We start from the raw sequence: 24,554 nt of genomic DNA, 5'->3' as shown, positions 1-24,554 counted from the left end.
CAGGTCTTCATTCCAGCGTCTCCAGCACCGGCAGCAGCTGCTGCTGCACGATCTCATCGGTGAGCGGGCCGACGAACTTCCAGCGGATCATGCCCTGCGCGTCCACGAGGAAGGTTTCCGGGGCGCCATAGATGCCCCAGTCCAGGGCAGCGCGGCCCTCGACGTCGGCGATGATCAGGTCGTAGGGGTTGCCGAACTGGGCCAGCCAGCGGAAGGCTTCCTCGGGTTCGTCCTTGTAGTCGTAGCCGATCACGCGGATGCGGCCCGACTCGGCGAGGCGGGTGATCACCGGGTGCTCGTCGCGGCAGGCCGGGCACCAGCTGCCCCAGACGTTGAGCAGGTAGGGCGCGCCCAGCAGGCTCTCGCGGGTGATGATGCGATCGGGTTCGCCCAGCACCGGCAGCGCGAAATCCGGCGCCGGCTTGCCCAGCAGCGGCGAGGGCAGGGCGCTGGTGTCCTTGCCCGAATTCATCATCACGCCCACGCCCAGCAGCACCGCCAGCGCGGCGAAGGCCACCAGCGGCAGCAGCCGGCCCATCATGCCGCGGCCCCGGCGGCCACCGGCCGGCGGAAGCGCCGGTCGGCGACCACGACGAAGGCGCCGGCGGCCATGAACAGCGAGCCGAGCCAGATCAGGCGGATCCAGGGCTTCACGTACAGGCGCAGCGCCCAGCCGCCGTCGCGGTCCGTCGGTTCGCCCAGCGCCACGTACAGGTCGCGGCTGAGGCCGCCGTCGAGCGCGGCCTCGGTCATCACCTGGCCGCCGGCCATGTACGCGCGCTTCTCCGGGTGCATCACCGCGATCTGCCTGCCGTCGCGGCTCACCACCACGGTGCCGTGGTCGGCGATGAAGTTCGGTCCCTGGCGCTTTTCCACGCCGCGGAACTCGAAGTCGTAGCCGCGCAGTTCGAACACCTGGCCCGGCCGCGCCGCCACGTCGCGCTCGATGCTGGTCGATTCGGTGATGAACACGCCCGCCACGAAAATGCCGATGCCGGCGTGCGCCAGCAGCATGCCGGTCATCTCGGCGGTGAAGCGCGCGCCCTTGGACGTGGACTTCAGGCGCTGCCAGGCGAAGCGCGCCGTGCCCGCCAGCACCCAGACGGCGCCGGCGATGCCGAAGGCGGTCTTGGCGGTGCCATGCGGCCAGGCGAAGAAGGCCACCAGGCCCAGCACCGCGGCGAGCACGGCCCACGGGGCCAGCCAGCGCAGCGGCTGCGAGGGATCCTCGCGCTGCCAGCGGCTAAGCGGCCCGAACGGCACCAGCAGCACCAGCGGGATCATCAGCAGGATGAAGAGCAGGCCGAAGTAGGGCGGGCCCACCGAGATCTTGCCCAGGTCCAGCGCGTCGGCCAGCAGCGGGTAGAGCGTGCCGAGCAGGATCATCAGCGCCGAAGCGGTGAGCAGCAGGTTGTTGGCCAGCAGCAGGGTTTCGCGCGAGGCGGCGGCGAAGGGCTTGCCGGCCTCGACCTTGGGCGCGCGCAGCGCATAAAGCAGCAGCGAACCGCCGATCACCAGCACCAGGAAAGCCAGGATGAACATGCCGCGCTCGGGGTCCGAGGCGAAGGCGTGCACGCTGGTGAGCACGCCCGAGCGCACCAGGAAGGTGCCCAGCAGCGACAGCGAGAAGGCCGCGATGGCAAGCAACAGCGTCCAGCCGCTGAAGCTGCCGCGCTTCTCTGTGACCGCCTGCGAGTGCAGCAGCGCCGCGCCCACCAGCCAGGGCATGAAGCTGGCGTTCTCGACCGGGTCCCAGAACCACCAGCCGCCCCAGCCGAGCTCGTAATAGGCCCAGAAGCTGCCCAGCGCGATGCCCAGCGTGAGGAAGGCCCAGGCCACGTTCGTCCACGGCCGGCTCCAGCGCACCCACTGCGCGTCCACCTTGCCGTCGATCAGCGCCGCCACCGCGAAGGCGAAGGCCACCGCGAAGCCCACGTAGCCCATGTACAGCAGGGGCGGGTGGAAGATCATGCCCGGGTCCTGCAGCAGCGGGTTCATGTCGCGGCCTTCCGGCGGTGCCGGCAGCAGGCGCTCGAAGGGATTGGAGGTGAACACGGTGAAGGCCAGGAAGCCCAGCGCCACCATGCCCATCACCGCCAGCACCCGCGCCACCACCGCTTCCGGCAGGGCCTTGGAGAACACGCCGACGGCGGCGATCCAGGCGCACAGGATCAGCACCCACAGCAGCAGCGAGCCTTCGTGCGCGCCCCAGACCGCGGTGAACTGGTAGGCCAGCGGCAGCAGGGTGTTGGAGTTCTGCGCGACGTAGGCCACGGAGAAGTCGTGCTGCAGGAAGGCCCAGGTGAGCAGGGCGTAGGACACCGCCACCACCAGCAGCAGGGCGTAGGACAGCGGCCGCGCGGTGGCCATCCAGGCCGACTGGCCGCGGTGCGCGCCGACCAGCGGCAGCACCGACAGCAGCAGCGAGAGCATCAGCGCCAGCGCGAGGCTGGTGAATCCAAGTTCGGGCAGCACTCAGTAGCCTCCCTGGCCAGCGGGCTTGGCTTCGTCGGCCTTGTCGGTCTCGACGTTGTGCTTCTGGTGCGCCTTGCCCATGGCCTCGGCGACCTCGCGCGGCATGTACTGCTCGTCGTGCTTGGCCAGCACCTGGGTGGCGTGGAATTCGTCGCCCACGCGGCGGCCGGTGGCGATGACGGCCTGGTTCTCGCGGAACAGGTCCGGCAGGATGCCCTCGTAGCGCGCGGTCATCACCGCGTCGCCGTCGGTGACGCCGAAGCTCACCTTGAGCGTGCCTTCCTCGCGCACGAGGCTGTCCTTGGCGACCATGCCGCCGAGCCGGAACACGGCCTGGTCGGCCGCTTCGCCGGCGAAGACCTGGCTGGGCGTGAACAGGTAGGTGATGTTCTCGCGCAGGGCGAGGGTGACCAGGCCGGCGGCCACCGCCGAAGCGGCGACCAGGCCCAGCACCAGCCACAGGCGGCGCTTGCGGGTAGGGTGCATCATGCGGGCGTGTCCTTCTGTGCGCGCGCGGCCTCGCGGCGGGCGCGCAGGGCGATGTCGCGGCGCGTGCGCGCCAGGCGCCGGCGTGGCGCGAAGAAGTCCCAGGCCAGATAGGCGAAGAACACGGCGTAGGCGCCGACGACGTACTCGAGGTAGCTCATCGGGCGTCCCCTGCCTGGGCGCGGGCCCAGTCCTTGCCGGACTCGCGCTCGAGGTTGTCGGCGCGGGCGCGCTGGAGCAGCGAGCCGATGAACCAGAACTTGGTGGCCAGCACCATCACCCACAGCGGCCAGGTCATGGACGAATCCATGCTCGACTCGCCGAAGAGCTTGATGGTGGCGCCCTGGTGCAGCGAATTCCACCACTCCACCGAGTAGCGGATGATCGGCAGCAGGGCCACGCCGACGATGGCCAGGAAGCCGGCGGCGCGCGCGGCGGCGCGGCGGTCCTCGATGGCCGAATACAGGCCGATCACGCCCAGGTACATGAAGAGCAGCACGAGTTCCGAGGTCAGGCGCGGGTCCCAGTCCCACCAGGTGCCCCACATCGGCTTGCCCCAGATCGAACCGGTGGCCAGCGTCACCGCGGTGAACCACGCGCCGACCGGTGCGCAGGCCATGGCCAGGATCTCGGCCAGCTTGATGTGCCAGATCAGGGCGATGGCGGCGTAGAAGGCCATCAGCGCATACACGAACAGGCTCATCCAGGCCGCCGGCACGTGGATGTAGAGGATGCGGAAGCTGTCGCCCTGCTGGTAATCGGGCGGCACCACGAACAGCGCGCCGTACAGGCCGATGGCCATGCCCAGCAGGCCCAGGCCGAAGCCCCAGGGGGTCCAGCGGGCGGCGAAGCGGTCGAAATTGGGCGGCGAACCGAGTTGGTGGAACCAGAGCAGGACGGGATTCACGGCGGCGTTTTCAGGTCAGGGCGATTCGGATCGCCGCGGCGGCGGCGAGCGGGGCGAGCACCAGGGCAAGGACCAGGCCGGCCGCCATCAGGAGCACGGCGCCTGCCCAGGGCAGGCCCTGGGCGGCGGCCATCACGCTGCCGGCGCCGAACACCAGCACGGGCAGGAAAAGCGGCAGCGCCAGCAGGGCCAGCAGCATACCAGAGCGCCGTATGCCGACCGTGAGCGCGGCCACCACCGCGCCGAGCAGGCTCAGCAGGGGCGTGCCCACCAGCAGGGAGACCATCAGCAGCGGCAGCAGTTCCCCGGGCAGGAACAGCAGCTCGGCCAGCACCGGCACCAGCAGCAGCATGGGCAGGGCCGAGGTGGCCCAGTGCACCGCCACGCGCACGCCGATCAGCCAGCCCAGGGGCACGGGCGCGAGCAGCATCTGCTCGAGGCTGCCGTCCTCGAGGTCGCCGCGGTAGAGCGAGTCGAGGGTGAGCAGGCCGGCCAGCAGCACCGCCACCCAGATCACGCCCGGGGCGATGCGCGCCAGGTGGGCCGGGTCGGCGCCGACGGCCAGCGGGAACAGGGCCACCACCATCAGCGCGAACAGCAGCGGCTGGGCGGCGTCGCCGCGGCGGCGCCAGACCAGGCGCAGGTCACGCCGGGCCTGGGCGCGGGCGGCGGCCAGCAGCGAGGGCGCGCTCACGGGCGCCTCCGCGGGGCCAGTTCCAGCGTGCGCACGGGCACCGGCGGCGCGGCGTAGGCGCCGTGGGTGGTCAGCAGCACGGCGCCGCCTTCGGCCAGGTGGCCCTGGATGAGGAGGTTCACCAGGGCGATGCCATCGAGGTCGAGGTTGGCGTAGGGCTCGTCGAGCAGCCACAGCGGCGCGCTCTGCAGGCGCAGCCGGGCCAGGCCCAGGCGCTTGTTCTGGCCGGCCGACAGGCGCCGGGCCGGGGTGTCCTCGTAGCCGGCCAGGCCGACGCCGGCCAGGGCTTCGGCCAGGTCCAGGCTGGCCGGCGCGCCGGCCAGGGCGCGGGCGAATTCGAGGTTTTCCAGCGTGGACAGCTCGGCCTTGTGGCCGGGCAGGTGGCCCAGGTAGGCGCTGCCGCGGGCCAGGTGGTCGCGGTCGACCACGCGGCCGGCCAGGCGCACCTCGCCCTCGCCGGCGGCCAGCAGGCCGGCCAGCACGCGCAGCAGGGTGGTCTTGCCGGCACCGTTGCCGCCCAGCACCAGCAGGGCCTGGCCGGGCTCGAGCTCGAAGTCGAGCGGGCCGAACACCGGCTCCTCGTTGCGCGAGAAGCACAGCCCGCGGGCTTGCAGCAGCGGCTCGGCGGCGGGCGTGGGGGCGTTCATTGCGCGGCGATTCTACCGGCTGACCCTCGCGCGCGGCCATGACCACGGTCAAGCGCCGGTTTTTGCATAATCGGCGTCCGTCGACCCAGGAACCACGATGAGCCCCGAGACCAAGCTGCCCAAGGTGGGCACCACCATCTTCACCGTCATGTCCCAGCTGGCGCTCGAGCACCGGGCCGTGAACCTGGGCCAGGGTTTCCCGGACTTCGCGGTGCCGAAGCGGCTGGTGGACGAGCTGGCCAAGGCCATGGCCGAGGGCAAGAACCAGTACGCGCCCATGACCGGCATCCCGGCCCTGCGCCAGGCCATCGCCGCCAAGTCGGCGCGCTGCTACGGCCGCAAGGTGGACGCCGATGCCGAGGTCACCGTCACCAGCGGCGCCAGCGAGGCCATCTTCGACGCCATCCACGCGGTCGTGCGCGCGGGCGAGGAAGTGATCGTGCTCGACCCCTGCTACGACTGCTACGAGCCGGCCATCGACCTGGCCGGCGCCCGCGCCGTGCACGTGCCGCTCGACCCGGTCGACTTCTCGGTGGACTGGCAGCGGGTGAAGGACGCGATCACGCCGCGCACGCGCATGCTGATGATCAACAGCCCGCACAACCCATCCGGCGCCATGCTCTCGCCCGACGACATGGCGGCGCTGGCCGCGCTGCTGCGCGGCACCGACATCATCCTGCTCTCGGACGAGGTCTACGAGCACATCATCTTCGACGGCGCCCGCCACGAGAGCGTGCTGCGCTACCCCGAGCTGGCCGAACGCGCCTTCGTCGTCTCCAGCTTCGGCAAGACCTACCACTGCACCGGCTGGAAGGTGGGCTACGTGGTCGCGCCGCCGGCGCTGAGCGCCGAGTTCCGCAAGGTGCACCAGTACAACACCTTCTGCACCTTCGCCCCGGCGCAGTGGGCGTTCGCGGCGATGATCGAGCAGGAACCCGAGCACTACGAGCAGCTCGGCGCCTTCTACCAGGCCAAGCGCGACCGCTTCCGCCAGCAGCTGCTGGGCACGAAACTCAAGCCGCTGCCGGTGCCGGGTGGCTATTTCCAGCTGGTGGATTATTCCGCCGTCAGCGACCTGCCCGATGCCGAGTTCTGCCGCTGGCTGACGACCGAGAAGGGCGTGGCGGCCATCCCGCTCTCGCCGTTCTATGAAACCGCGCCTGCGGGGCAGCGCCTGGCGCGGCTGTGCTTCGCCAAGGAAGAGGCCACGCTCGACGCCGCCATCGAGCGGCTGGCGGCGCTGTGATGGAAGATATCCGCGTCTCGCTGGTGCAGGGCGACACCCGCTGGCACGACCCGGCCGGCAACCGCGACTACTACGCCGGCCTGCTGGCGCCGCTGGTCGGCCAGACCGACCTGGTGCTGCTGCCCGAAACCTTCACCTCGGGCTTCAGCAACGAGGCCCTGGCCAGCGCCGAAACCATGGACGGGCCCACCGTGGCCTGGCTGCGCGAGCAGGCCGCGCGCCTGGGCGCGGTGGTCAGCGGCAGCGTGCAGCTGCGCGAGGGCGGCGGCGTGTTCAACCGCATGCTCTGGGCCACGCCCGAGGGCGGGCTGCGCTGGTACGACAAGCGCCACCTGTTCCGCATGGCGCGCGAGCACGAGCGCTACGCGGCGGGCAAGGACGCCATCACGGTGGAACTCAAGGGCTGGCGGATCCGTCCGCTGGTCTGCTACGACCTGCGCTTCCCGGTGTTCATACGCAATCGTTTCGAGGGCGGCCGTTTCGACTACGACCTGCTGCTGTTCGTGGCCAACTGGCCGGCCGCGCGCCGGCACGCCTGGCGCACCCTGCTGCGGGCGCGCGCGATCGAGAACCTGGCCTACGTGGCCGGCGTGAACCGCGTGGGCACCGACGGCAACGGCATCGCCTACAGCGGCGACAGCGCCGCGCTCGATTTCCTGGGCATGGAGCTGGCCGAACTCGACGACACCGCGCAGGTGCGCACCGTCACGCTGTCGGCCGATGCCCTGGCCGCGCACCGCGAGCGCTTCCCGGCCCAGCTCGACGCGGACCGGTTCACGCTGCTCGACTGAACTCAGTCGTCCGAGGGCAGTCCTTCCGGACGACGCGGCTTGAAGCCGCGGTTGCCGCCACCGCCACCGGGACGCGCACCGCCACCCCCGCCGCCGGGACGGCCACCGCCGCCGCCCGGACGTGCGCCCGCGCCGCCACCGGGCTTGCGCGGACCGCCGCCGCCGGGCTTCTTCGGGCCGCCATAGGGGCTGGGACCGCGGGCGCCCGGGCCGGCACCGGTGCCGGCACCGGCCGGCTTGTTGCCGTAGGGACGCGGCGGCTTGGCGCCGCGCGGAGCGCGCGGCGGGGCGACCTTGGAGCCGGTTTCCACGCCCTCGGGCACGTACCAGCTGCGGAAAGCCGCCGGGTTGTGGTCGTGGCCGTGCGTGGGCTGGGCGTCGCCGCGCGGACCGCGCGGCTTGCCGCCCGGGCCGCGCTTGCCGCCGCCACCCGGGCGGCCGGCATCGACGCGGTTGCCGAAGTTGTCGTCGCGCGGACCCGCGCCACGGCCCGCACCGGGACCGCGCTTGCCCTTGCCCGCGAACGGCTTGCCGGCGCCGCCGCCCGGACGGCCGCGGCCGCGGCCGCGCGGCTCCTCGCGCACGTGGTCGAAGCGGCGCAGTTCGCGCGCCTCGTCCTCGACCGCGCCGTTCACGTAGGAGGCCTGCTTGGCTTCCTTGCCGACGCGGATGGCGGTCGGGCGCGACTTGCGCTGGCCGATCACCGGCTGGAGCGTGAGCACCGGCGGGTTGTTCTCGAGCTGGAACTGGCTGCGCAGCTTCTGCACCTCGGCCTGCGGCAGTTCCTCGCAGTGGCCGCGCTTGAGCAGGCGGGGCAGGGGGATCGAGCCGTAGCGCACGCGCTTGAGGCGGCTGACCTGGTAACCCTGCGACTCCCACAGCCGGCGCACTTCGCGGTTGCGGCCCTCCGACAGCACCACGCGGAACCAGGCGTGCGAGTCGGAGCTGCCGATGCGCTCGATCTCGTCGAACTTGGCCGCGCCGTCCTCGAGCTGCACGCCCTTGGCCAGGCGGTTGACGACCTCGTCGGGCACCTCGCCGTGGATGCGGCAGACGTATTCGCGCTGGATGTTGCTCGACGGGTGCATCAGCGCATTGGCCAGCTCGCCGTCGGTGGTGAGCAGCAGCAGGCCGGTGGTGTTGATGTCCAGGCGGCCGACGGCGATCCAGCGCGCGCCCTTCAGGCGCGGCAGCGCCTCGAACACGGTCGGGCGGCCCTCGGGGTCTTCGCGCGTGGTCACTTCGCCTTCGGGCTTGTTGTAGAGCAGCACGCTGGCCGGCTCGGTCAGCGCGCTGGCGACGAAGGTCTTGCCGTCGATCTCGACGCGGTCGCCACCCTTCACGGACTGGCCGGTCTGGGCGACCTCGCCATTGACCTTCACCAGGCCCTGGGCGATGCGCTCCTCGAGCGCGCGGCGCGAACCCAGGCCGGCCTGGGCGAGCACCTTGTGCAGGCGCTCCTCGATTTTTCCGGCGTTGCTGTCGCCGCCTTTCGCCTTCAGGGAAAGGACCTTGCGGTTGTCACTCATTGCGTTTGCTCCGGCGCGGCGTGTTCTTCGCCGGCCTCATCGTGGGAAAGGGTTGCGCTGGCTATGCCGGGCGGGGTGATGTCGAAGGGCAGCTGCGGCTCGAGCTCGGGGATGTCCTTGAGCTCGGCCAGCGGCGGCAGTTCGTCCAGGCTCTTGAGCCCGAAGTAGTCGAGGAAGGCCTTGGTGGTGCCGAACAGCGCCGGCTTGCCGGGCACGTCGCGGTGGCCGACCACGCGGATCCATTCGCGTTCCTCGAGCTGCTTGATGGTGTTGGTGTTCACCGCCACGCCGCGGATCTGTTCGATCTCGCCGCGGGTGATGGGCTGGCGGTAGGCGATCAGCGCCAGGGTCTCGAGCGTGGCGCGGGTGTACTTGGCCTGGCGCTCGGTCCACAGGCGCGCCACCCAGGCATGCACCTCGGCCTTGACCTGGAAGCGGAAGCCCGAGGCCACCTCGACCAGTTCGACGCCGCGGTCGGCGCAGCCTTCGCGCAGCTCGGCGATGGCCTGCTCGATCGCGCCGGGCGGCGCCTGCTCGTCTTCGGGGAACAGGCCGGCCAGCTGGGCCAGGGTCTGCGGCTGCGGGGCCGCCAGCAGGGCGGCCTCGACGATGTGTCGGATCAGGTTCGGGTCCATGTCTCGCGGCTTGGGTCAGTCGTTGGGCGCGTCGGCGCCGTCCGAGGTCGGTTCGGGGAGGGCGGGCTCGCCCTCGTCGTCGTTGGCGGCGGCCGCCAGCGACTTGACGTAGATCGGCGCCAGCGGCGCCTCCTGCACGATCTCGATCAGCTGCTCCTTGGCGAGCTCGAGGATCGAGAGGAAGGTGACCACCACGCCCAGGCGGCCTTCTTCCGGGGTGAACAGGGTCTCGAAGCCGTGGAACTGGCGGTCCGAGAGCCGGCTGAGCACCTCGCCCATGCGCTGGCGGACGCTGAGCGCCTCGCGGCGGATGGCGTGGTGCGTGTAGAGCTCGGCGCGCTTGAGCACCTCGCGCAGCGCCAGCAGCATCTCGCGCAGGTCCACCGGCGGCGGCACCTTGGCCACGCTCCGGTCGGGCACGTGGGCCGCGGCCAGGGCGGTGTCGCGGTCGAGCCGGTCGAGCTGGTCGAGGTCTTCGGCGGCCTTCTTGAAGCGTTCGTACTCCTGCAGCCGGCGCACCAGCTCGGCGCGCGGGTCGGCCTCGTGGCCTTCCTCGGCCGGCGGCCGCGGCAGCAGCATGCGCGACTTGATCTCGGCCAGGATGGCGGCCATGACCAGGTATTCGGCCGCCAGCTCGAAGCGCAGGTCCTGCATCACCCCGATGTAGTCCACGTACTGCCGGGTGATCTCGGCGACGGGGATGTCGAGGATGTCCAGGTTCTGCCGGCGGATCAGGTAGAGCAGCAGGTCCAGCGGGCCTTCGAAGGCCTCGAGGAATACCTCGAGCGCGTCCGGCGGGATGTACAGGTCCTGCGGCATCTGCAGCACCGGCTGGCCCTTGACCACCGCCAGCGGCATTTCCTGCTGCTGCGGCGGGGCGGGGAAGACCGGGTGTCCGGCTTCCTGCGCGGTCGGTTCGCTCATCGGCGGCTCATGCAAGGTTGATGGGGTGGAAACCCTGGCGTATGACTTCGGGCTCGTCGCCCGTGCAATCGACGATGCTGGTGGGGCCGGGTTCGCAATCCTCGGCATCCAGCATCACGTCGACCCAACGAAGCCATTGGCCGGCGACGGCTTCGGCCTCGTGGCTGTTCGGATGGTCTTCGTCCGGCAGCACCAGGCTGGTGGACAACAGCGGCTCGCCCACGGCATCGAGCAACAGCCTGGCGACGGCGTGGTCGGGCAGGCGGATGCCGATATCGCGGCGCTTGCTGCGACCGGCGTTCTTGATGCGTTTGGGCAGGTCCGCGGAGGCCGGAAGGATGAACGTGCAGGGCCCCGGGGTCAGCGACCGCATCAGCCTGAAGGCTTGGTCGTCGAGCCGGGCCAGGCGGCCGGCCTCACTCAATTGCCGACAGAGTAAGGTGAAAGGGTGCCTTCTGTCCAGTTCGCGCAGGCGCAGCACCCGCTCCTCGGCGTCGCGGGCCTCGAGCGTCCAGGCCAGCGAGTAGCCGGCGTCGGTGGGGATGATCGCCAGCCCGCCGGCGCGCAGCGAGGCCGCCGCCTTGTCGATCAGGCGCTGCTGCGGGTTGACGGGATGGAGCACGAGGCGTTCGGCCATGGCCCGATTGTGCCCTGTCGCGGCGGCTGCGTGCGAACGTTCGCACGCGGCTGGGCGATACTGTCGCGCTACGAACGCGAGGAGTCCCGACGATGTGGTACATGATCCATGGCATCGACCGCGCCGATTCGCTGGCCGCGCGCCAGGCCGCGCGGCCTGCCCACCTGGCGCGGCTGCAGGCCCTGGCCGAGGCCGGGCGCCTGAAGCTCGCCGGCCCGCTGCCGGCCATCGACGCCGAGGACCCGGGCCCGGCCGGCTTCACCGGCAGCCTGGTGGTGGCCGAGTTCGACGACCTCGCCGCGGCCCGCGCCTGGGCCGAGGCCGACCCCTATCTCGCCGCGGGCGCCTATGCGCGCGTGGACGTGCGGCCCTTCCGCCCGGTGCTGCCGTGAGCCTGGCCCGCGAGCAGCGCCCGGCCGCCATCCGCGCCGCGCTCGAGGCGGCGCTGGCGCCGACGGCGCTGGAGATCGTCGACGAGAGCCACAAGCACGCCGGGCACGCCGGCGCCCGCGACGGCCGCGGCCACTTCAAGGTGGCCATCACCTCGGCGGCCTTCGCCGGGCTGGGGCCGCTGGCCCGGCACCGGGCGGTGTATGCGGCGCTGGGCAGCCTGATGGAGACCGACATCCACGCCCTGTCCATCCAGGCCCGCGCCCCCGGCGATGCCTGAGCGGGCCGCTGTTATACTGCCGGACGGCCGCGCACCGGGGACCGCGCTCTGCCAATGAATTCAATCACTTGGCGTGGGCGGCGGACCGGTTCGCGGACTCCCCTTGACCCTGCGGCGGGGCGTTCCTGGCGCCCCGTGGCCGGCCGGCTCGCCCGGCCGACTGAGAACCCCGATCAATGCGCCTGACCACCATCAAGCTGTCCGGCTTCAAGTCCTTCGTCGACCCGACGGTGCTGCACCTGCCGACCAACATGACCGGCGTGGTCGGGCCCAACGGCTGCGGCAAGTCCAACATCATCGACGCCGTGCGCTGGGTGATGGGCGAAAGCTCGGCCAGCCGCCTGCGCGGCGATTCGCTCACCGACGTCATCTTCTCCGGCTCGTCCTCGCGCAAGCCGGTCAGCCAGGCCCAGGTCGAGCTGATCTTCGACAACTCCGAGGGCACCATCGGCGGCGAGTACGCGCGCTACGCCGAGATCTCGGTCAAGCGCATGGTCAGCCGCGACGGCCAGTCGAACTACTACCTCAACGGCGCGCGCTGCCGCCGCCGCGACATCACCGACCTGTTCCTGGGCACCGGCCTGGGCCCGCGCAGCTACTCGATCATCGAGCAGGGCATGATCAGCCAGATCATCGAGGCCCGGCCCGAGGACCTGCGCGTGTACCTGGAGGAGGCCGCCGGCATCTCCAAGTACAAGGAGCGCCGCAAGGAAACCGAGTCGCGCATCAAGGGCACGCGCGAGAACCTCGAGCGCCTGACCGACCTGCGCGAGGAAGTCGACAAGCAGCTCGAGCACCTCAAGCGCCAGGCCCGCGCCGCCGAGCAGTACCAGGCCCTGCAGGCCGAGCGCGTGATCAAGGACGCCCAGCTCAAGGCGCTCGAGTTCCGCCGCTACGACGGCGAGCTCAAGACCATCCACGACGCCCTGACCCAGGACGAGATCAAGCTGCAGGCCCTGCTGGCCGACCAGCGCCAGGCCGAGGCCCAGATCGAGGCCTGCCGCAGCCAGCACGGCGAGGCCAGCGAGGCCCTGGGCCGCGCCCAGGCCGAGGTCTACCGCGTCGGCGGCGAGCTGGCCCGCATCGAGCAGCAGATCCAGCACCAGAAGGAACTGCGCCAGCGCCTGGAAACCGCCCGCGCCGAAGCCGACGCGGCCTTCGCCCAGGTCGGCGAGCACATCAGCGGCGACGAGCGCCAGCTGGCCGAGCTGCACAACGCCATCGCCGCGGCCGAGCCGCGCCTGGCCACGCTGCGCACCGACGACGGCGGCCGTCAGGAAGCCCTCAAGGCCGCCGAGGCCGCGCTGCAGGACTGGCAGCAGCGCTGGGATACCTACGCCAAGGCGCAGTCCGAGGCCTCGCGCTGGGCCGAGGTCGAGCGCACCAAGATCGAATACCTCGAAAAGCAGGCGCTCGACGCCGGCCGCCGCCGCGAGGCCCTGGCCGGCGAACGCAGCGGCCTGGACACCAGCGCGATTGCTTCGGCGCTGGCCGAACTGAGCACGCAGCACGACCAGCAAAAGGCCGGCCTCGATGGCCTGGGCGAGCAGCTCGAACAGCGCAAGGCCGCGCTTTCGGGCCTGCAGGACAGCCAGCGCCAGCAGCAGACCGAACTGGCCGAGGTGCGCAAGCAGGCACAGGCCGCGCGCGGCCGCCTGGCTTCGCTCGAGGCGCTGCAGCATGCGGCCCTGGGCCAGGAGAAGAACGTCGCGCTCGACTGGCTCAAGGCCCAGGGCATCGACGGCAACGCCCGCCTGGGCGAGGCGCTGCAGGTCGAGGCCGGCTGGGAAACCGCGGTCGAGACCGTGCTGGGCAGCCTGCTCGAGGCCGTCACCGTGGACGCGCCGGCCGAGTGGCTCGAGGCCATCGCCGCGCTGTCGCAGGGCCGCGTGGCCCTGGTGAGCAGCGCCAGCGGCGGCTTCCAGGCTCCCGCCGGTTCGCTGGCCGCCAAGGTGCAGGGCCCCGACGCCGTGCGCCGGCTGCTGGCCGGCGTGCAGGCGGTGGAGGACCTGGCCGCGGCCCGCGCCGCGAACCCGCGCGAGGGCCAGGCGGTCATCACCCGCGGCGGCGAGTGGCTGGGCGAGGGCTGGCTGCGCGTGCTGCGCAGCGGCGAGGCCCAGCAGGGCGCGCTGGCCCGCGAGCGCGAGATCCAGTCGCTGCGCGCCGAGATCGAGGCGCTGGCGAAGAAGGAGCAGGCCATCAACGAGGGCCTGACCTCGATGCGCGACCGCCTGCTCGAGGCCGAGCAGCATCGCGAGGACGCGCAGCGCGCGCTGTACCTGGCGCACCGCGGCGTGTCCGAGCTGGCCGGCCAGCTGCAGGGCCAGCAGGGCAAGCTCGAGTCGGCGCAGGCCCGCGTGGCGCGCATCGACGGCGAGCTGGCGACGCTGGCCACCACGCTGGAGGAATCCCAGGCCAACGCCCGCGAGGCGCGCGCGCGCCTGGAGCAGGCGGTGGCGAAGATGGGCGAGCTGGAAACCGAGCGCCAGGCGCTCGATGCCCAGCGCCGCACGCTCGGCGAGCAGCGCGACGCCGCCCGCAACCATGCCCGCGAGGCCCGCGAGGCCGCGCACCAGCTGGCGCTGTCGCTGGAATCGCAGCGTGCCCGCGTGGTGGCCCTGAGCCAGTCGCTGGCGCGCATGGGCAGCCAGAAGGCGCAGCTCGAGCTGCGCCTGAACGAACTGCAGGCGCAGCTGGCCGAGGGCGATGCCCCGGTCGTGGCGCTGGAATCGCAGCGCCAGGCCGCGCTCGCCCAGCGCGTGGTGGCCGACAAGGACCTGGCCGCGGCGCGTTCGGCGCTCGACGGCGTCGAAGGCGAGATGCGCAAGTACGAGCAGGTGCGCCAGCAGCGCGACCAGCAGGCGCTGGCGCAGCGCGAGGCGATCTCGCAAAAGCGCCTGCAGCACCAGGCGCTCGAACTGCGCGCCAGCCAGCTGGCCGAGGCCATCGTCGCCGCCGGCCTGGTGGTGGACGAAGTCATCGCCTCGTTGCCCGAGCAGGCCGAGGTGGAGGGCTGGCAGAAGGCGGTGGCCGACATCGACGCCAGGATGCGCCGCCTCGAGCCGGTCAACCTGGCCGCCATCCAGGAATACGGCGAGCAGAGCGAGCGCAAGACCTACCTCGATGCGCAGAACGCCGACCTCACCTCGGCGCTCGAGACGCTGGAGGAAGCCATCCGCAAGATCGACCGCGAGACCCGCGGCCGCTTCAAGGAAACCTTCGACCGCGTCAACGCCGGCGTGCAGGAGCTCTATCCGCGCCTGTTCGGCGGCGGCCACGCCTACCTCGAGCTCACCGGCGAGGACCTGCTCGACACCGGCGTGTCGATCATGGCCCGTCCGCCGGGCAAGCGCGTCTCGAACATCTCGCTGCTCTCGGGCGGCGAGAAGGCGCTCACCGCCGTGGCCCTGGTGTTCGCCATCTTCCGCCTCAACCCGGCGCCGTTCTGCCTGCTCGACGAGGTGGACGCGCCGCTGGACGAGGCCAACGTGGGCCGCTTCTCGGCGATGGTGACCGAGATGAGCGAAAAGGTGCAGTTCCTCTTCGTCACCCACAACAAGGCGACGATGGAAGCAGCCAAGCAGCTCTCCGGCGTCACCATGCGCGAGCCGGGCGTCAGCCGCCTGGTGTCGGTGGACCTGGCCGAGGCGGCGCGCCTGGCCGGCGCCGCCTGACCGGCGGGCTGAAATCGGGCATCATTCGGCGATAGGCTGCGGATGCGGCCAGGGCAAGGCACACAGGGAGGGGACCATGTTCGAAGGACTCAGCGACACCGCGATGCTGCGCATCGCCATCGGCATCGCCGCCCTGGTCCTGTTCGCCGTGATCATCTTCACCAGCCGCCGCAAGCCCGGCCAGGGCCGCCGCGCCGGCAAGGCCGCCGACACCGGCGGCGCCCGCACCGAACCGACCCTGCGCGAGCTGCTCGAGGCCGATGCCAACACCGGCGGCGGCGCCGCGGGCGTGGAGCAGTCCGAGCTCGACCTGCTCGAGAAGACCCTTGCCGGCGAGCCCGTGCCCGAGCGCAAGCCGGCCGGCCCGCGCGCCCCGGGTGCGCGCCCGGACGAGAATTTTGACAAGGTCGTCAGCCTGTTCCTGGCCGCGCGCGCGGGCCAGGTCTTCCACGGCCCGGACCTGGTGGTCGCGGCCGAGAAGGCCGGCCTGGTCTACGGCCACATGAACATCTTCCACCGCCTGGTGGACAACCACCCGGAGCAGGGCCCGGTGTTCTCGGTGGCCAACCTGGTCAAGCCCGGCCACTTCGACATGGCCGGCATCCAGGACCTGCGCACCCCGGGCATCAGCTTCTTCATGGCCCTGCCGGGCCCGCTGCCGGCGCTCGACGCCTGGGACGCCATGCTGCCCACGGCCCAGCGCATGGCCGAGCTGCTCGACGGCGTGCTGCTGGACGAGGAGCGCAACGCGCTCGGCCGCCAGCGCATCGCGCACATCCGCGAGGACCTGCGCAACTACGACCGCAAGCAGAGCAAGTGGGACCTGCGCACCACCCGCTGAGGCCCGCGCCGTGAGCACGCCCGCGCACCGCGCCGCCGAACTGCGGCGGCTGATCGAAGACGCCAACCACCGCTACCACGTGCTCGACGACCCGGCCATCCCGGACGCTGAGTACGACGCGCTGGTGCGCGAGCTCGAGGCGATCGAGCGCGAGCACCCCGAGCTGCGCGTGCCCGGCTCGCCCACCCAGCGGGTCGGCGCCGGCGTGCTGCCGGGCTTCGAGACCGTGGCGCACGAGCTGCCCATGCTCTCGCTCAACAATGCCTTCACCGACGAGGAAGTGGCCGAGTTCACCGGCCGCATCGCGAAGGAGCTGGGCGAAGCCGCGCCGGAGTTCTCGGCCGAACCCAAGCTCGACGGCCTGGCGATCAGCCTGCGCTACGAGAAGGGCGTGTTCGTGCGCGGCGCCACCCGCGGCGACGGCGCCACCGGCGAGGACGTGAGCCAGAACCTGCGCACCATCCGCGCCATCCCGCTGCGCCTGCGCGGCGAGGCGCCGGCGGTGCTGGAAGTGCGCGGCGAGGTGTACATGCCGCGCGCCGGCTTCGAGGCCTACAACGCCCGCATGCGCCAGACCGGCGGCAAGGTGCTGGCCAACCCGCGCAACGGCGCGGCCGGTTCGCTGCGCCAGCTCGACCCGGCGCTGGCGGCGGCGCGGCCGCTGGCCTTCTACGCCTACGGCCTGGGCGTGGTCGAGGGCTGGACGCCGCCGCCGCGGCATTCGCAGGTGCTGCACGCGCTGCGCGAGTTCGGCTTCCCGGTCTCGCCGGAAGCCTCGGTGGCGCGCGGACTCGAGGGCCTGCTGGCCTACTACGCGCGCATCGGCGCGCTGCGCGACCAGCTGCCCTACGACATCGACGGCGTGGTCTACAAGCTCGACCGCCAGGACCAGCAGAAAGCCATGGGCTTCGTCTCGCGCGCGCCGCGCTGGGCGATCGCGCACAAGTTCCCGGCCCAAGAGCAGTCCACCACGGTCGAGGCGATCGAAGTGCAGGTGGGCCGCACCGGCGCGCTCACGCCGGTGGCGCGGCTGGCGCCGGTGCAGGTGGCCGGCGTCACGGTCACCAACGCCACGCTGCACAACGCCGACCAGATCGCACGGCTCGACGTGCGGGTGGGCGATACGGTGATCGTGCGCCGCGCCGGCGACGTCATCCCCGAGGTGGTGCGGGTGGTGGACGGTCGTCGCCCGCTCGATGCGGCCGGCCAGCCGCTGCATCCGCCCTATGAATTCCCGTCGGCCTGCCCGGCCTGCGGTTCCCGCACCGAAGCCGTGCGCAAGGTGCTCAAGCAGACCAAGGCCGGCGGCATCGAGTACGCCGAGGGCGCGGCCATCGTCTGCACCGGCGGCCTGTTTTGCCCGGCGCAGCGCAAGCAGGCGCTGGTGCACTTCGCCTCGCGCAAGGCAATGGACATCGAGGGCCTGGGCGAGCGCTTCATCGAAGCGCTGGTGGACTTCGACTACGTGCGCACCGTGGCCGACCTCTATCGGCTGACGCTCGATGACTTCCTCGAAATGAAGCGCCGCGCCGACGAGCGCGACGACGCCGTGCCCGAGACGGTCAAGGCCGGCAAGGTGGCCACCAAGTGGGCGGAGAACCTGGTCGAGGCCATCGCCGCCAGCAAGGCCACCACGCTCGAGCGCCTGCTGTTCGCGCTGGGCATCCGCGACGTCGGCGAGTCCACCGCGCGCACGCTGGCGCGCTGGTTCGGCGCGCTCGACCCGATCATGGACGCCGGCGAGGCGAGCCTGGTCGAGATCCCGGACGTGGGCCCTGTGGTGGCGGCGCGCATCGCCGGCTTTTTCGCCGAGCCGCACAACCGCGAGGTCATCGCCGCCTTGCGCGCCGCCGGCGTGCACTGGCCCGAGGGCGCCCCGCAGCAGTCGGCCGAGGGCCCGCTGGCCGGCCAGACGGTGGTGCTCACCGGCGCACTCACCGCGCTCACCCGCGACGAGGCCGGCGAACGCCTGCAGGCCCTGGGCGCCAAGGTGGCAGGCAGCGTGTCGAAGAAGACCAGCTTCGTGGTGGCCGGCGAGGCCGCCGGCTCCAAGCTCGAAAAGGCCCTGGCCCTGGGCGTCGAGGTCTGGGACGAGGCCAGGCTGCTGGAGTTCCTGAACGCCCATCCCGGGCTTTGACCGGCGTCACGCCGGGCCCGGCCCGGCCGGGCGTAAAGTATTGGCATGAAGAACAGCAAACCCACGGCTGCCCTGCGCGCCCTTCGGCTGCGCGCCGAGCTCTACGCGCTGGTGCGGCGCTTTTTCGCCGAGCGCGGCGTGCTCGAGGTCGAGACGCCGATGCTCTCGATGGCCGGCAACACCGACCCGAACATCGAGAGCTTCCAGCTGGAATTCACCGGGCCCAGGTCGGCTGGCGCGCCGCGCCGCTGGCTGCGCACCTCGCCCGAGTTCCCGCTCAAGCGCCTGCTCGCCGCCGGCGTGGGCGACTGCTACGAACTCGGCCGCGTGTTCCGCGACGGCGAGGCCGGCGTCCGCCACAACCCCGAGTTCACCATGCTCGAGTGGTACCGCGTCGGCTGGAACCACCACCAGCTGATGGACGAAACCGCCGAACTGCTCAAGGCCGCGCTGGCCCTGGCCGGGCGCCGGGCGACGGTGCGCGACACGAGCTTCCGGCAGCTCTACCTCGACAAGTTCGGCTTCGACCCGCTGACCGCGCCCGAGGAGGAGCTGCGCTCGCCGCTGGGCGTTTACGACATCGACCCGGCCGGCCTGACCCGCGACGACTGGCTCGACCTGCTGATGACCCACCTCATCCAGCCCTCGATCCCGGCCAACCGCATCCTGCTGGTCTACGACTACCCGGCCAGCCAGTGCGCGCTGGCGCGGCTGCGCCCCGGCAAGCCGGCGGTGGCCGAGCGCTTCGAGGCCTACCTCGGTCCGCTCGAGGTGGCCAATGGCTACCACGAGCTCAAGGACGCCGACGAGCAGCGCGCCCGCTTCGAGTCCGACCTCGCGCGCCGCCGCGCCCGCAACGCCGCCGAGCCGGCGGTGGACGAGCGCCTGCTGGCGGCGCTGCCCAAGCTGCCCGACTGCGCCGGCGTAGCGCTGGGCATCGATCGCCTGCTGATGGCGCTGCTCGGCACCGACAAGATCGCCGACGTGCTGGCTTTTCCGTTCGAGCGGGCGTGAATCGAAGCTAAGCGCGTCGTCGCGGGTTGGCCGGCGATTCAGCCCGGCCTGCCTAACGTGGCCCCGCCGGCGCAACAGCCGGCCAGACCCGAGGAAACGACCATGACCCGTTGGATGCTTGCTTCGCTGCTGATGGCCGCGGCCCTGCCGCAGGCAGCCTCCGCCGATGGGCGGTACGGCTACAACTACGGCCACGAGAGCGTGGTGCGCTGCGAATCCATCGACGAACGCAGCCGCTATTGCCCGGCCGACACCCGCGGTGGCGTGGCGCTGGTGAACCAGCGTTCGCGCGCGGCCTGCATCCCGGGCCGCACCTGGGGCTTCGACCGCGGTGGCATCTGGGTGGCGCACGGCTGCCGCGGTGAGTTCGCGGTCGGCGGCCCGCGCTACCGCGACGACCGCCGCCACGGCCGCGGTTACGACCGGGGTTACGGTTATGGCCCGCGGGCCCGCGTGGTGCGCTGCGAGTCGCAGGACAACCGCTCGCGCTTTTGCCGCGTGCCCGGCGGCGTGCGTGAGGTCGACCTGCAGCGCGTGATCAGCCGCGCCGACTGCCACTACGGCTACAGCTGGGGCTTCCGCCGCGACGGCATCTGGGTGGACCGCGGCTGCCGCGCCGACTTCGTGGTCTTCTGAGCCCCCGGTTTGGCCTTCGAAGGCGCCCGCTTCACGGCGGGCGCCTTTTTCGTGGCCGCCGTCCGGCTGGCGGTGGACGCGGGCGGGCGGGGCAGGGCCAGGTCGGTGAGCTGGCGGCCCAGCGTGGTGGCCAGCTTGAGCGGCGGCATGGCCAGGCTCAGGGCCTCGGCGCTCCAGGCCTTGAGGGTGGACGGCGCCAGGCTCAGCGCACTGGCCAGCGGCTTGGGCAGCCAGTCGGCGCCGGCCTTGCGCAGGCGGCAGACGCTGTCGGCGTACCGGCCGGCAGCCCAGGTTTCGGCCACGGCGCGCACGGTGGCGGTGACCAGTGGTTCGAGCGGCGTGTAGCGCATCAGCGGCGCGCTGAGCGCGTCGGGCAGCCAGCCGCGCAGCAGGCCGCGCAGGCCCTCGCGGGTGGCGAGCGGGCTGAGTACGGCCTGGGTCTGGGCCACGGCCAGCACGCCCTCGACTTCCCAGGCCGCCGGCTTGAGCGAATAGCGCCGGTAGATTTCCTCGACCAGGGCGCGCTGCGTGGCCTGGGCCGATTCGCGGCTGCCGACGAAGCGCAGCCCCGAGGGCAGCAGCGGCCGCAGCAGCGGCAGGCGGTCGAGCGCCACCTGCATCGCCGCGCCGGCGCCGGCGCGCACGCAGGCGCCGTGCAGCATTGCCTCGATGCCGGTGTCCGGCAGTTCCTTCGTGCCCCGGCGGGCGGTTTTGCTGGCCATGGCCGCAGCATAACGCGGCGGCGGGGCGGCGTGGCTTGGTAGACTCGCGGTCTTCGCGCACGGACCGCCCGCATGGATTTCGACCGCTACGACCGCATCCGCCCGATCCGCTGGATGGGCGACCACCTGCTCCTGCTCGACCAGCGCAAGCTGCCCTTCGTGGTCGAGGACCTGCGCTGCGACGACGCCGACGCGGTGGCCGCGGCCATCCACGCCCTGGTGGTGCGCGGCGCGCCCGCGATCGGCATTTCCGCGGCCTGGGGCGCGGTGCTGGCCGCGCGCGGCGTGGACGCCGGCGACGGCCCGGCCGCGCTGGCGGCGATGGGTCCGGCGCTCGACCGCCTCAACGCCTCGCGGCCGACCGCGGTGAACCTGATGTGGGCGCTGGCGCGCGTTCGCCGCGCGCTGGCCGGGGCCGGCGCCGACTGGCGCGAGGTGCTGGCGCGCGAGGCCCGGGCCATCGCCGACGAGGACCTGGCCGCCAACCGCCACATGGGCGCGCTGGGGGCCGCGCTCATCGCCCCGGGCAGCGGCGTGCTCACCCACTGCAACACCGGCTCGCTGGCCACCGCCGGCTTCGGCACGGCGCTGGGCGTGATCCGCGCCGGCGTTGCCGCCGGCCGCATCGGGCGCGTCTTCGCCAGCGAAACCCGGCCCTGGCTGCAGGGCGCCCGGCTGACCGCCTGGGAACTGCTGCAGGACGGCATCCCGGCCACGCTCATCGCCGACGGTGCCTCGGCCCACCTGATGAAGGGCGGGGCGGTGCAGTGGCTCATCGTCGGCGCCGACCGCATCTGCGCCAACGGCGACGTGGCCAACAAGATCGGCACCTACGCCCACGCCATCTCGGCCCGCCACCACGGGGTGAAGGTGATGGTGGTGGCGCCCTCGTCCACGGTGGACATGGCCACCGCCCGCGGCGAGGACATCGAGATCGAGATGCGCGACCCGGCCGAGTTGCTCTCGGTCTCGGGCACCCGCACGGTGGCCGAGGGCGTGCAGGCCTGGAACCCCGTCTTCGACGTGACCCCGGCCGCGCTGGTCGATGCCCTCGTCACCGAGAAGGGCGTGGTCGAACGCCCGGATGCGGCCGCCATGGCCGCCTGCTTCGGCGCCGCCTAAGTCCTTGTTTTTCCGTGCCTAAACCCTGCCATTCAGGCGGGGTTTCTGATATGATTTCATGTCCCCGAAACGCCTGTCCGCAGGCTACGCAACGGAATCACGAATGGCAGACCTCGCGAAGGAAATCATCCCGGTAAACCTCGAAGACGAGATGCGCCGAAGCTACCTCGACTACGCCATGAGCGTGATCGTGGGCCGCGCCCTCCCGGATGTCCGCGACGGCCTCAAGCCCGTGCACCGCCGCGTCCTGTTCGCGATGAACGAACTGGGCGCGCACAGCAACAAGCCCTACTACAAGTCGGCGCGAATCGTCGGCGACGTCATCGGCAAGTACCACCCGCACGGCGACCAGTCGGTGTACGACACCCTGGTGCGCATGGCCCAGCCGTTCTCGCTGCGCTACCTGCTGGTGGACGGCCAGGGCAACTTCGGTTCGGTCGACGGCGACTCCGCCGCCGCCATGCGTTACACCGAGGCGCGCATGTCGCGCCTGGCGCACGAGCTGATGGCCGACATCGACAAGGACACCGTCGATTTCCAGCCCAACTACGACGAGAAGGAACTCGAGCCGACGGTGATGCCGTCGCGCTTCCCGAACCTGCTGGTCAACGGTTCGGCCGGCATCGCGGTGGGCATGGCCACCAACATCCCGCCGCACAACCTCGGCGAGGTCATCGACGCCACCATCGCGCTGATCGACGACCCCAACGCCGGCATCGGCGACCTGATGCAGTTCATCCCGGGTCCTGATTTCCCCACCGCGGGCATCATCAACGGCGCCGCCGGCATCCACGCCGCCTACCACACCGGCCGCGGCCGCGTGCGCATCCGCGCCCGCGCCGACGTCGAGGTCAACGAAGACACCGGCCGCGAGGCGATCGTCGTCACCGAGATCCCCTACCAGGTCAACAAGGCGCGGCTGATCGAGAAGATCGCCGAGCTGGTGAAGGAGAAGAAGCTCGAGGGCATCTCCGAGCTGCGCGACGAGTCCGACAAGGACGGCATGCGCATCTACATCGAGGTCAAGCGCGGCGAGTCGGCCGAGGTCGTGCTTAACAACCTCTACCTGCAGACGCCGATGGAGTCGGTGTTCGGCATCAACATGGTGGCCCTGGTCGACGGCCGCCCGCAGGTGCTCAACCTCAAGCAGATGCTCGAGGCCTTCGTGCGCCACCGCCGCGAGGTGGTGACCCGCCGCACCATCTTCGAGCTGCGCAAGGCCCGCGCCCGCGCCCACATCCTCGAGGGCCTGACGGTCGCGCTCGCGAACATCGACGAGATGATCGAGCTGATCAAGACCTCGGAGAACCCGGCCGTGGCCAAGGAGCGCATGCTCGCGCGCACCTGGCAGCCGGGCCTGGTCGGCGCGCTGCTGGCCGCCGCCGGCGCCGAGGCCTCGCGTCCCGAGGACCTGCCGGACGGCGTGGGCCTGCAGGCTTCGGGCTACCAGCTCACCGACACCCAGGCGCAGCAGATCCTCGAGATGCGCCTGCACCGCCTCACCGGCCTGGAGCAGGAAAAGCTCACCGACGAGTACAAGCTGCTGCTCGAGACCATCCGCGGCCTGATCGAGATCCTCGAGAGCCCCGAGCGCCTGCTGCAGGTGATCCGCGAGGAGCTGCAGTCGCTGCGCGCCGAGTACGCCGACGAGCGCCGCACCGAGATCCGCGCCAGCGAGGAAGACCTCGACGTGCTCGACCTGATCGCGTCCGAGGACGTGGTGGTCACCCTCTCGCACGCCGGCTACGCCAAGCGCCAGCCGCTGACGACCTACCGCGCCCAGAAGCGCGGCGGCAAGGGCCGCTCGGCCACGGCCGTGAAGGAAGAAGACTTCATCGACCGCCTGTGGGTGGTGAACACGCACGACACGCTGCTCACCTTCACCAGCACCGGCCGCGTGTTCTGGCTCAAGGTCTACCAGCTGCCCGACGCCGGCCCGAACTCGCGCGGCCGCCCGATCATCAACTGGATCCCGCTGCAGGAAGGCGAGAAGGTGCAGGCCGTGCTGCCGGTGCGCGAGTTCGGCGACGACCACTTCGTGTTCTTCGCCACCCGCGACGGCACCGTCAAAAAGACCCCGCTGAGCGAGTACTCGCGTCCGCGTTCGACCGGCATCTGGGCCATCAACCTCGACGAGGGCGACGGCCTGGTGGACGTGCAGCTCACCGACGGCGAGTGCAACGTCATGCTCTTCGCCAGCAACGGCAAGGCCGTGCGTTTCGACGAGGGCGAGGTCCGGCCGATGGGCCGCACCGCCACCGGCGTGCGCGGCATGCGCCTGAAGGACGACGGCGAAGGCCAGGCCGCCAAGGTCGTGTCGATGATCGTGGTCGATGGCGACGGCGACATCCTCACCGCCAGCGAGAACGGCTACGGCAAGCGCACCCCGGTGTCGGAGTTCCCGCGCAAGGGCCGCGGCACCCAGGGCGTCATCGCGATGCAGACCTCCGAGCGCAACGGCGACCTGGTCGGCGCAATCCAGCTCACCGAGAAGCACGAGATCCTGCTGATCTCCGACCAGGGCACCCTGGTGCGCACCCGCGCCGCCGAGGTCAGCCAGGTCGGCCGCAACACCCAGGGCGTGACCCTGATGCGGGTGGCCGAGGACGAGAAGCTCATTGCGGTCGAGCGCGTGGACGTGATCGACGTGGCCGACGAGGGCGATGATGCCGCCACCGGCGAGGCCGCCGCGGAGCAGCCCGGGGCCTGAGCCGGGCGCTGGCCGGGCCGCGCGGAACTCCCCGCGCGGCCTGTACCCTAAGGCCAG

General features: G+C 71.6%; 22 protein-coding genes and 1 pseudogene. 11 read left to right on the top strand and 12 right to left on the bottom strand.

The annotated features are described in order from the left end of the window. Window positions 1-7 precede the first annotated feature (7 nt). The 7 genes from ABS41_RS10580 to ccmA are packed head-to-tail and all read right to left on the bottom strand — an operon-like array spanning window position 8 to window position 5,209. Window positions 8-541: a DsbE family thiol:disulfide interchange protein gene (locus tag ABS41_RS10580; protein WP_290593704.1), complete on the bottom strand. Its 534-nt coding sequence runs from the start codon at window positions 539-541 to the stop codon at window positions 8-10. Then, entirely contained in the window at window positions 538-2,475 is a 1,938-nt protein-coding gene (locus ABS41_RS10575) for a heme lyase CcmF/NrfE family subunit (protein ID WP_290593702.1), read from the bottom strand. Before ABS41_RS10575 ends, ABS41_RS10580 begins: the two co-directional genes overlap by 4 nt. Beyond that, on the bottom strand, window positions 2,476-2,961 hold the full coding sequence (ccmE, locus tag ABS41_RS10570; RefSeq protein WP_290593730.1) for a cytochrome c maturation protein CcmE: 486 nt from the start codon (window positions 2,959-2,961) through the stop codon (window positions 2,476-2,478). Then, complete coding sequence (ccmD, locus tag ABS41_RS10565) at window positions 2,961-3,122, bottom strand: heme exporter protein CcmD (protein WP_290593700.1); 162 nt, start codon at window positions 3,120-3,122, stop codon at window positions 2,961-2,963. Before ccmD ends, ccmE begins: the two co-directional genes overlap by 1 nt. Then, window positions 3,119-3,868, bottom strand: a complete 750-nt coding sequence (locus ABS41_RS10560; protein ID WP_290593698.1) for a heme ABC transporter permease — start codon at window positions 3,866-3,868, stop codon at window positions 3,119-3,121. The genes ccmD and ABS41_RS10560 overlap by 4 nt, the downstream gene beginning before the upstream one ends. A gap of 10 nt (window positions 3,869-3,878) precedes the next feature. Then, window positions 3,879-4,562 (bottom strand): heme exporter protein CcmB, encoded by a 684-nt coding sequence (gene ccmB, locus ABS41_RS10555; RefSeq protein ID WP_290593696.1) that lies wholly within the window; start codon window positions 4,560-4,562, stop codon window positions 3,879-3,881. After that, a complete protein-coding gene (ccmA, locus tag ABS41_RS10550) occupies window positions 4,559-5,209 on the bottom strand; it encodes a heme ABC exporter ATP-binding protein CcmA (RefSeq protein ID WP_290593694.1) in 651 nt (216 codons plus the stop codon). The genes ccmB and ccmA overlap by 4 nt, the downstream gene beginning before the upstream one ends. Window positions 5,210-5,306: 97 nt before the next feature. Between ccmA and ABS41_RS10545 the strand changes: the two genes are divergently transcribed. Both ABS41_RS10545 and ABS41_RS10540 read left to right on the top strand, forming a co-directional pair. Continuing rightward, on the top strand, window positions 5,307-6,455 hold the full coding sequence (locus ABS41_RS10545; RefSeq protein WP_290593692.1) for a pyridoxal phosphate-dependent aminotransferase: 1,149 nt from the start codon (window positions 5,307-5,309) through the stop codon (window positions 6,453-6,455). Continuing rightward, entirely contained in the window at window positions 6,455-7,246 is a 792-nt protein-coding gene (locus tag ABS41_RS10540) for an amidohydrolase (RefSeq protein ID WP_290593690.1), read from the top strand. Before ABS41_RS10545 ends, ABS41_RS10540 begins: the two co-directional genes overlap by 1 nt. A 2-nt stretch (window positions 7,247-7,248) precedes the next feature. On the opposite strand, the gene rluB is transcribed toward ABS41_RS10540, so the two are convergent. From rluB to ABS41_RS10520, 4 genes and pseudogenes are all read right to left on the bottom strand, one after another. After that, window positions 7,249-8,775, bottom strand: coding sequence for a 23S rRNA pseudouridine(2605) synthase RluB (gene rluB, locus ABS41_RS10535; RefSeq protein WP_290593688.1), 1,527 nt, complete (start codon window positions 8,773-8,775; stop codon window positions 7,249-7,251). Window positions 8,776-8,861: 86 nt separating this feature from the next. Next, window positions 8,862-9,410 (bottom strand): annotated as a pseudogene (scpB, locus tag ABS41_RS10530) (SMC-Scp complex subunit ScpB); the annotation flags it as partial. A gap of 15 nt (window positions 9,411-9,425) precedes the next feature. Continuing rightward, the gene (locus ABS41_RS10525; RefSeq protein WP_343123833.1) at window positions 9,426-10,334 is read right to left on the bottom strand and encodes a ScpA family protein; all 909 of its coding nucleotides are present in this window, start codon (window positions 10,332-10,334) and stop codon (window positions 9,426-9,428) included. Between the two features lie 7 nt (window positions 10,335-10,341). Then, window positions 10,342-10,971: an L-threonylcarbamoyladenylate synthase gene (locus ABS41_RS10520; RefSeq protein ID WP_290593686.1), complete on the bottom strand. Its 630-nt coding sequence runs from the start codon at window positions 10,969-10,971 to the stop codon at window positions 10,342-10,344. A 92-nt stretch (window positions 10,972-11,063) separates the two neighbouring features. Between ABS41_RS10520 and ABS41_RS10515 the strand changes: the two genes are divergently transcribed. The 7 genes from ABS41_RS10515 to ABS41_RS10485 all read left to right on the top strand — a co-directional run bounded on the left by ABS41_RS10515 (window position 11,064) and on the right by ABS41_RS10485 (window position 19,943). Continuing rightward, window positions 11,064-11,363 (top strand): YciI family protein, encoded by a 300-nt coding sequence (locus tag ABS41_RS10515; protein WP_290593684.1) that lies wholly within the window; start codon window positions 11,064-11,066, stop codon window positions 11,361-11,363. Between the two features lie 2 nt (window positions 11,364-11,365). Beyond that, window positions 11,366-11,641 (top strand): BolA family protein, encoded by a 276-nt coding sequence (locus ABS41_RS10510; RefSeq protein ID WP_290593728.1) that lies wholly within the window; start codon window positions 11,366-11,368, stop codon window positions 11,639-11,641. Window positions 11,642-11,817: 176 nt separating this feature from the next. Next, on the top strand, window positions 11,818-15,315 hold the full coding sequence (gene smc / locus ABS41_RS10505; protein ID WP_290593682.1) for a chromosome segregation protein SMC: 3,498 nt from the start codon (window positions 11,818-11,820) through the stop codon (window positions 15,313-15,315). 76 nt (window positions 15,316-15,391) lie between these two features. Next, window positions 15,392-16,156, top strand: coding sequence for a cell division protein ZipA (gene zipA, locus ABS41_RS10500; RefSeq protein WP_290593680.1), 765 nt, complete (start codon window positions 15,392-15,394; stop codon window positions 16,154-16,156). 10 nt (window positions 16,157-16,166) lie between these two features. After that, window positions 16,167-18,293, top strand: coding sequence for an NAD-dependent DNA ligase LigA (ligA, locus tag ABS41_RS10495; RefSeq protein WP_290593678.1), 2,127 nt, complete (start codon window positions 16,167-16,169; stop codon window positions 18,291-18,293). Between the two features lie 45 nt (window positions 18,294-18,338). After that, on the top strand, window positions 18,339-19,307 hold the full coding sequence (gene epmA / locus ABS41_RS10490) for an EF-P lysine aminoacylase EpmA (protein WP_290593676.1): 969 nt from the start codon (window positions 18,339-18,341) through the stop codon (window positions 19,305-19,307). A gap of 102 nt (window positions 19,308-19,409) precedes the next feature. Continuing rightward, window positions 19,410-19,943: a DUF3011 domain-containing protein gene (locus ABS41_RS10485; protein ID WP_290593674.1), complete on the top strand. Its 534-nt coding sequence runs from the start codon at window positions 19,410-19,412 to the stop codon at window positions 19,941-19,943. Here the strand turns inward: ABS41_RS10485 and ABS41_RS10480 are convergent. Beyond that, window positions 19,871-20,665 (bottom strand): hypothetical protein, encoded by a 795-nt coding sequence (locus tag ABS41_RS10480; RefSeq protein WP_290593672.1) that lies wholly within the window; start codon window positions 20,663-20,665, stop codon window positions 19,871-19,873. The genes ABS41_RS10485 and ABS41_RS10480 overlap by 73 nt on opposite strands. 72 nt (window positions 20,666-20,737) lie before the next feature. On the opposite strand from ABS41_RS10480, the gene mtnA reads away from it, so the two are divergent. After that, complete coding sequence (gene mtnA, locus ABS41_RS10475; RefSeq protein WP_290593670.1) at window positions 20,738-21,787, top strand: S-methyl-5-thioribose-1-phosphate isomerase; 1,050 nt, start codon at window positions 20,738-20,740, stop codon at window positions 21,785-21,787. Window positions 21,788-21,890: 103 nt separating this feature from the next. After that, window positions 21,891-24,497, top strand: coding sequence for a DNA gyrase subunit A (gene gyrA, locus ABS41_RS10470; protein WP_290593668.1), 2,607 nt, complete (start codon window positions 21,891-21,893; stop codon window positions 24,495-24,497). Window positions 24,498-24,554: the final 57 nt, after the last annotated feature.

Source organism: Arenimonas sp. SCN 70-307, from assembly GCF_001724815.1.
Taxonomy (GTDB): Bacteria; Pseudomonadota; Gammaproteobacteria; order Xanthomonadales; family Xanthomonadaceae; genus Arenimonas.
The sequence above is the reverse complement of the archived record's forward strand: the minus strand, read 5'-3'. Positions and strand labels throughout refer to the sequence as shown.

Coding starts and splice junctions, on each gene's coding strand:
- ABS41_RS10580 (WP_290593704.1), bottom strand. CDS start 541: ATGATGGGCCGGCTGCTGCCGCTGGTGGCCTTCGCCGCGCTGGCGGTG.
- ccmE (WP_290593730.1), bottom strand. CDS start 2,961: ATGCACCCTACCCGCAAGCGCCGCCTGTGGCTGGTGCTGGGCCTGGTC.
- ccmD (WP_290593700.1), bottom strand. CDS start 3,122: ATGAGCTACCTCGAGTACGTCGTCGGCGCCTACGCCGTGTTCTTCGCC.
- ccmA (WP_290593694.1), bottom strand. CDS start 5,209: ATGAACGCCCCCACGCCCGCCGCCGAGCCGCTGCTGCAAGCCCGCGGG.
- ABS41_RS10545 (WP_290593692.1), top strand. CDS start 5,307: ATGAGCCCCGAGACCAAGCTGCCCAAGGTGGGCACCACCATCTTCACC.
- ABS41_RS10540 (WP_290593690.1), top strand. CDS start 6,455: ATGGAAGATATCCGCGTCTCGCTGGTGCAGGGCGACACCCGCTGGCAC.
- rluB (WP_290593688.1), bottom strand. CDS start 8,775: ATGAGTGACAACCGCAAGGTCCTTTCCCTGAAGGCGAAAGGCGGCGAC.
- ABS41_RS10525 (WP_343123833.1), bottom strand. CDS start 10,334: ATGAGCGAACCGACCGCGCAGGAAGCCGGACACCCGGTCTTCCCCGCC.
- ABS41_RS10520 (WP_290593686.1), bottom strand. CDS start 10,971: ATGGCCGAACGCCTCGTGCTCCATCCCGTCAACCCGCAGCAGCGCCTG.
- ABS41_RS10515 (WP_290593684.1), top strand. CDS start 11,064: ATGTGGTACATGATCCATGGCATCGACCGCGCCGATTCGCTGGCCGCG.
- smc (WP_290593682.1), top strand. CDS start 11,818: ATGCGCCTGACCACCATCAAGCTGTCCGGCTTCAAGTCCTTCGTCGAC.
- zipA (WP_290593680.1), top strand. CDS start 15,392: ATGTTCGAAGGACTCAGCGACACCGCGATGCTGCGCATCGCCATCGGC.
- epmA (WP_290593676.1), top strand. CDS start 18,339: ATGAAGAACAGCAAACCCACGGCTGCCCTGCGCGCCCTTCGGCTGCGC.
- ABS41_RS10485 (WP_290593674.1), top strand. CDS start 19,410: ATGACCCGTTGGATGCTTGCTTCGCTGCTGATGGCCGCGGCCCTGCCG.
- ABS41_RS10480 (WP_290593672.1), bottom strand. CDS start 20,665: ATGGCCAGCAAAACCGCCCGCCGGGGCACGAAGGAACTGCCGGACACC.
- mtnA (WP_290593670.1), top strand. CDS start 20,738: ATGGATTTCGACCGCTACGACCGCATCCGCCCGATCCGCTGGATGGGC.
- gyrA (WP_290593668.1), top strand. CDS start 21,891: ATGGCAGACCTCGCGAAGGAAATCATCCCGGTAAACCTCGAAGACGAG.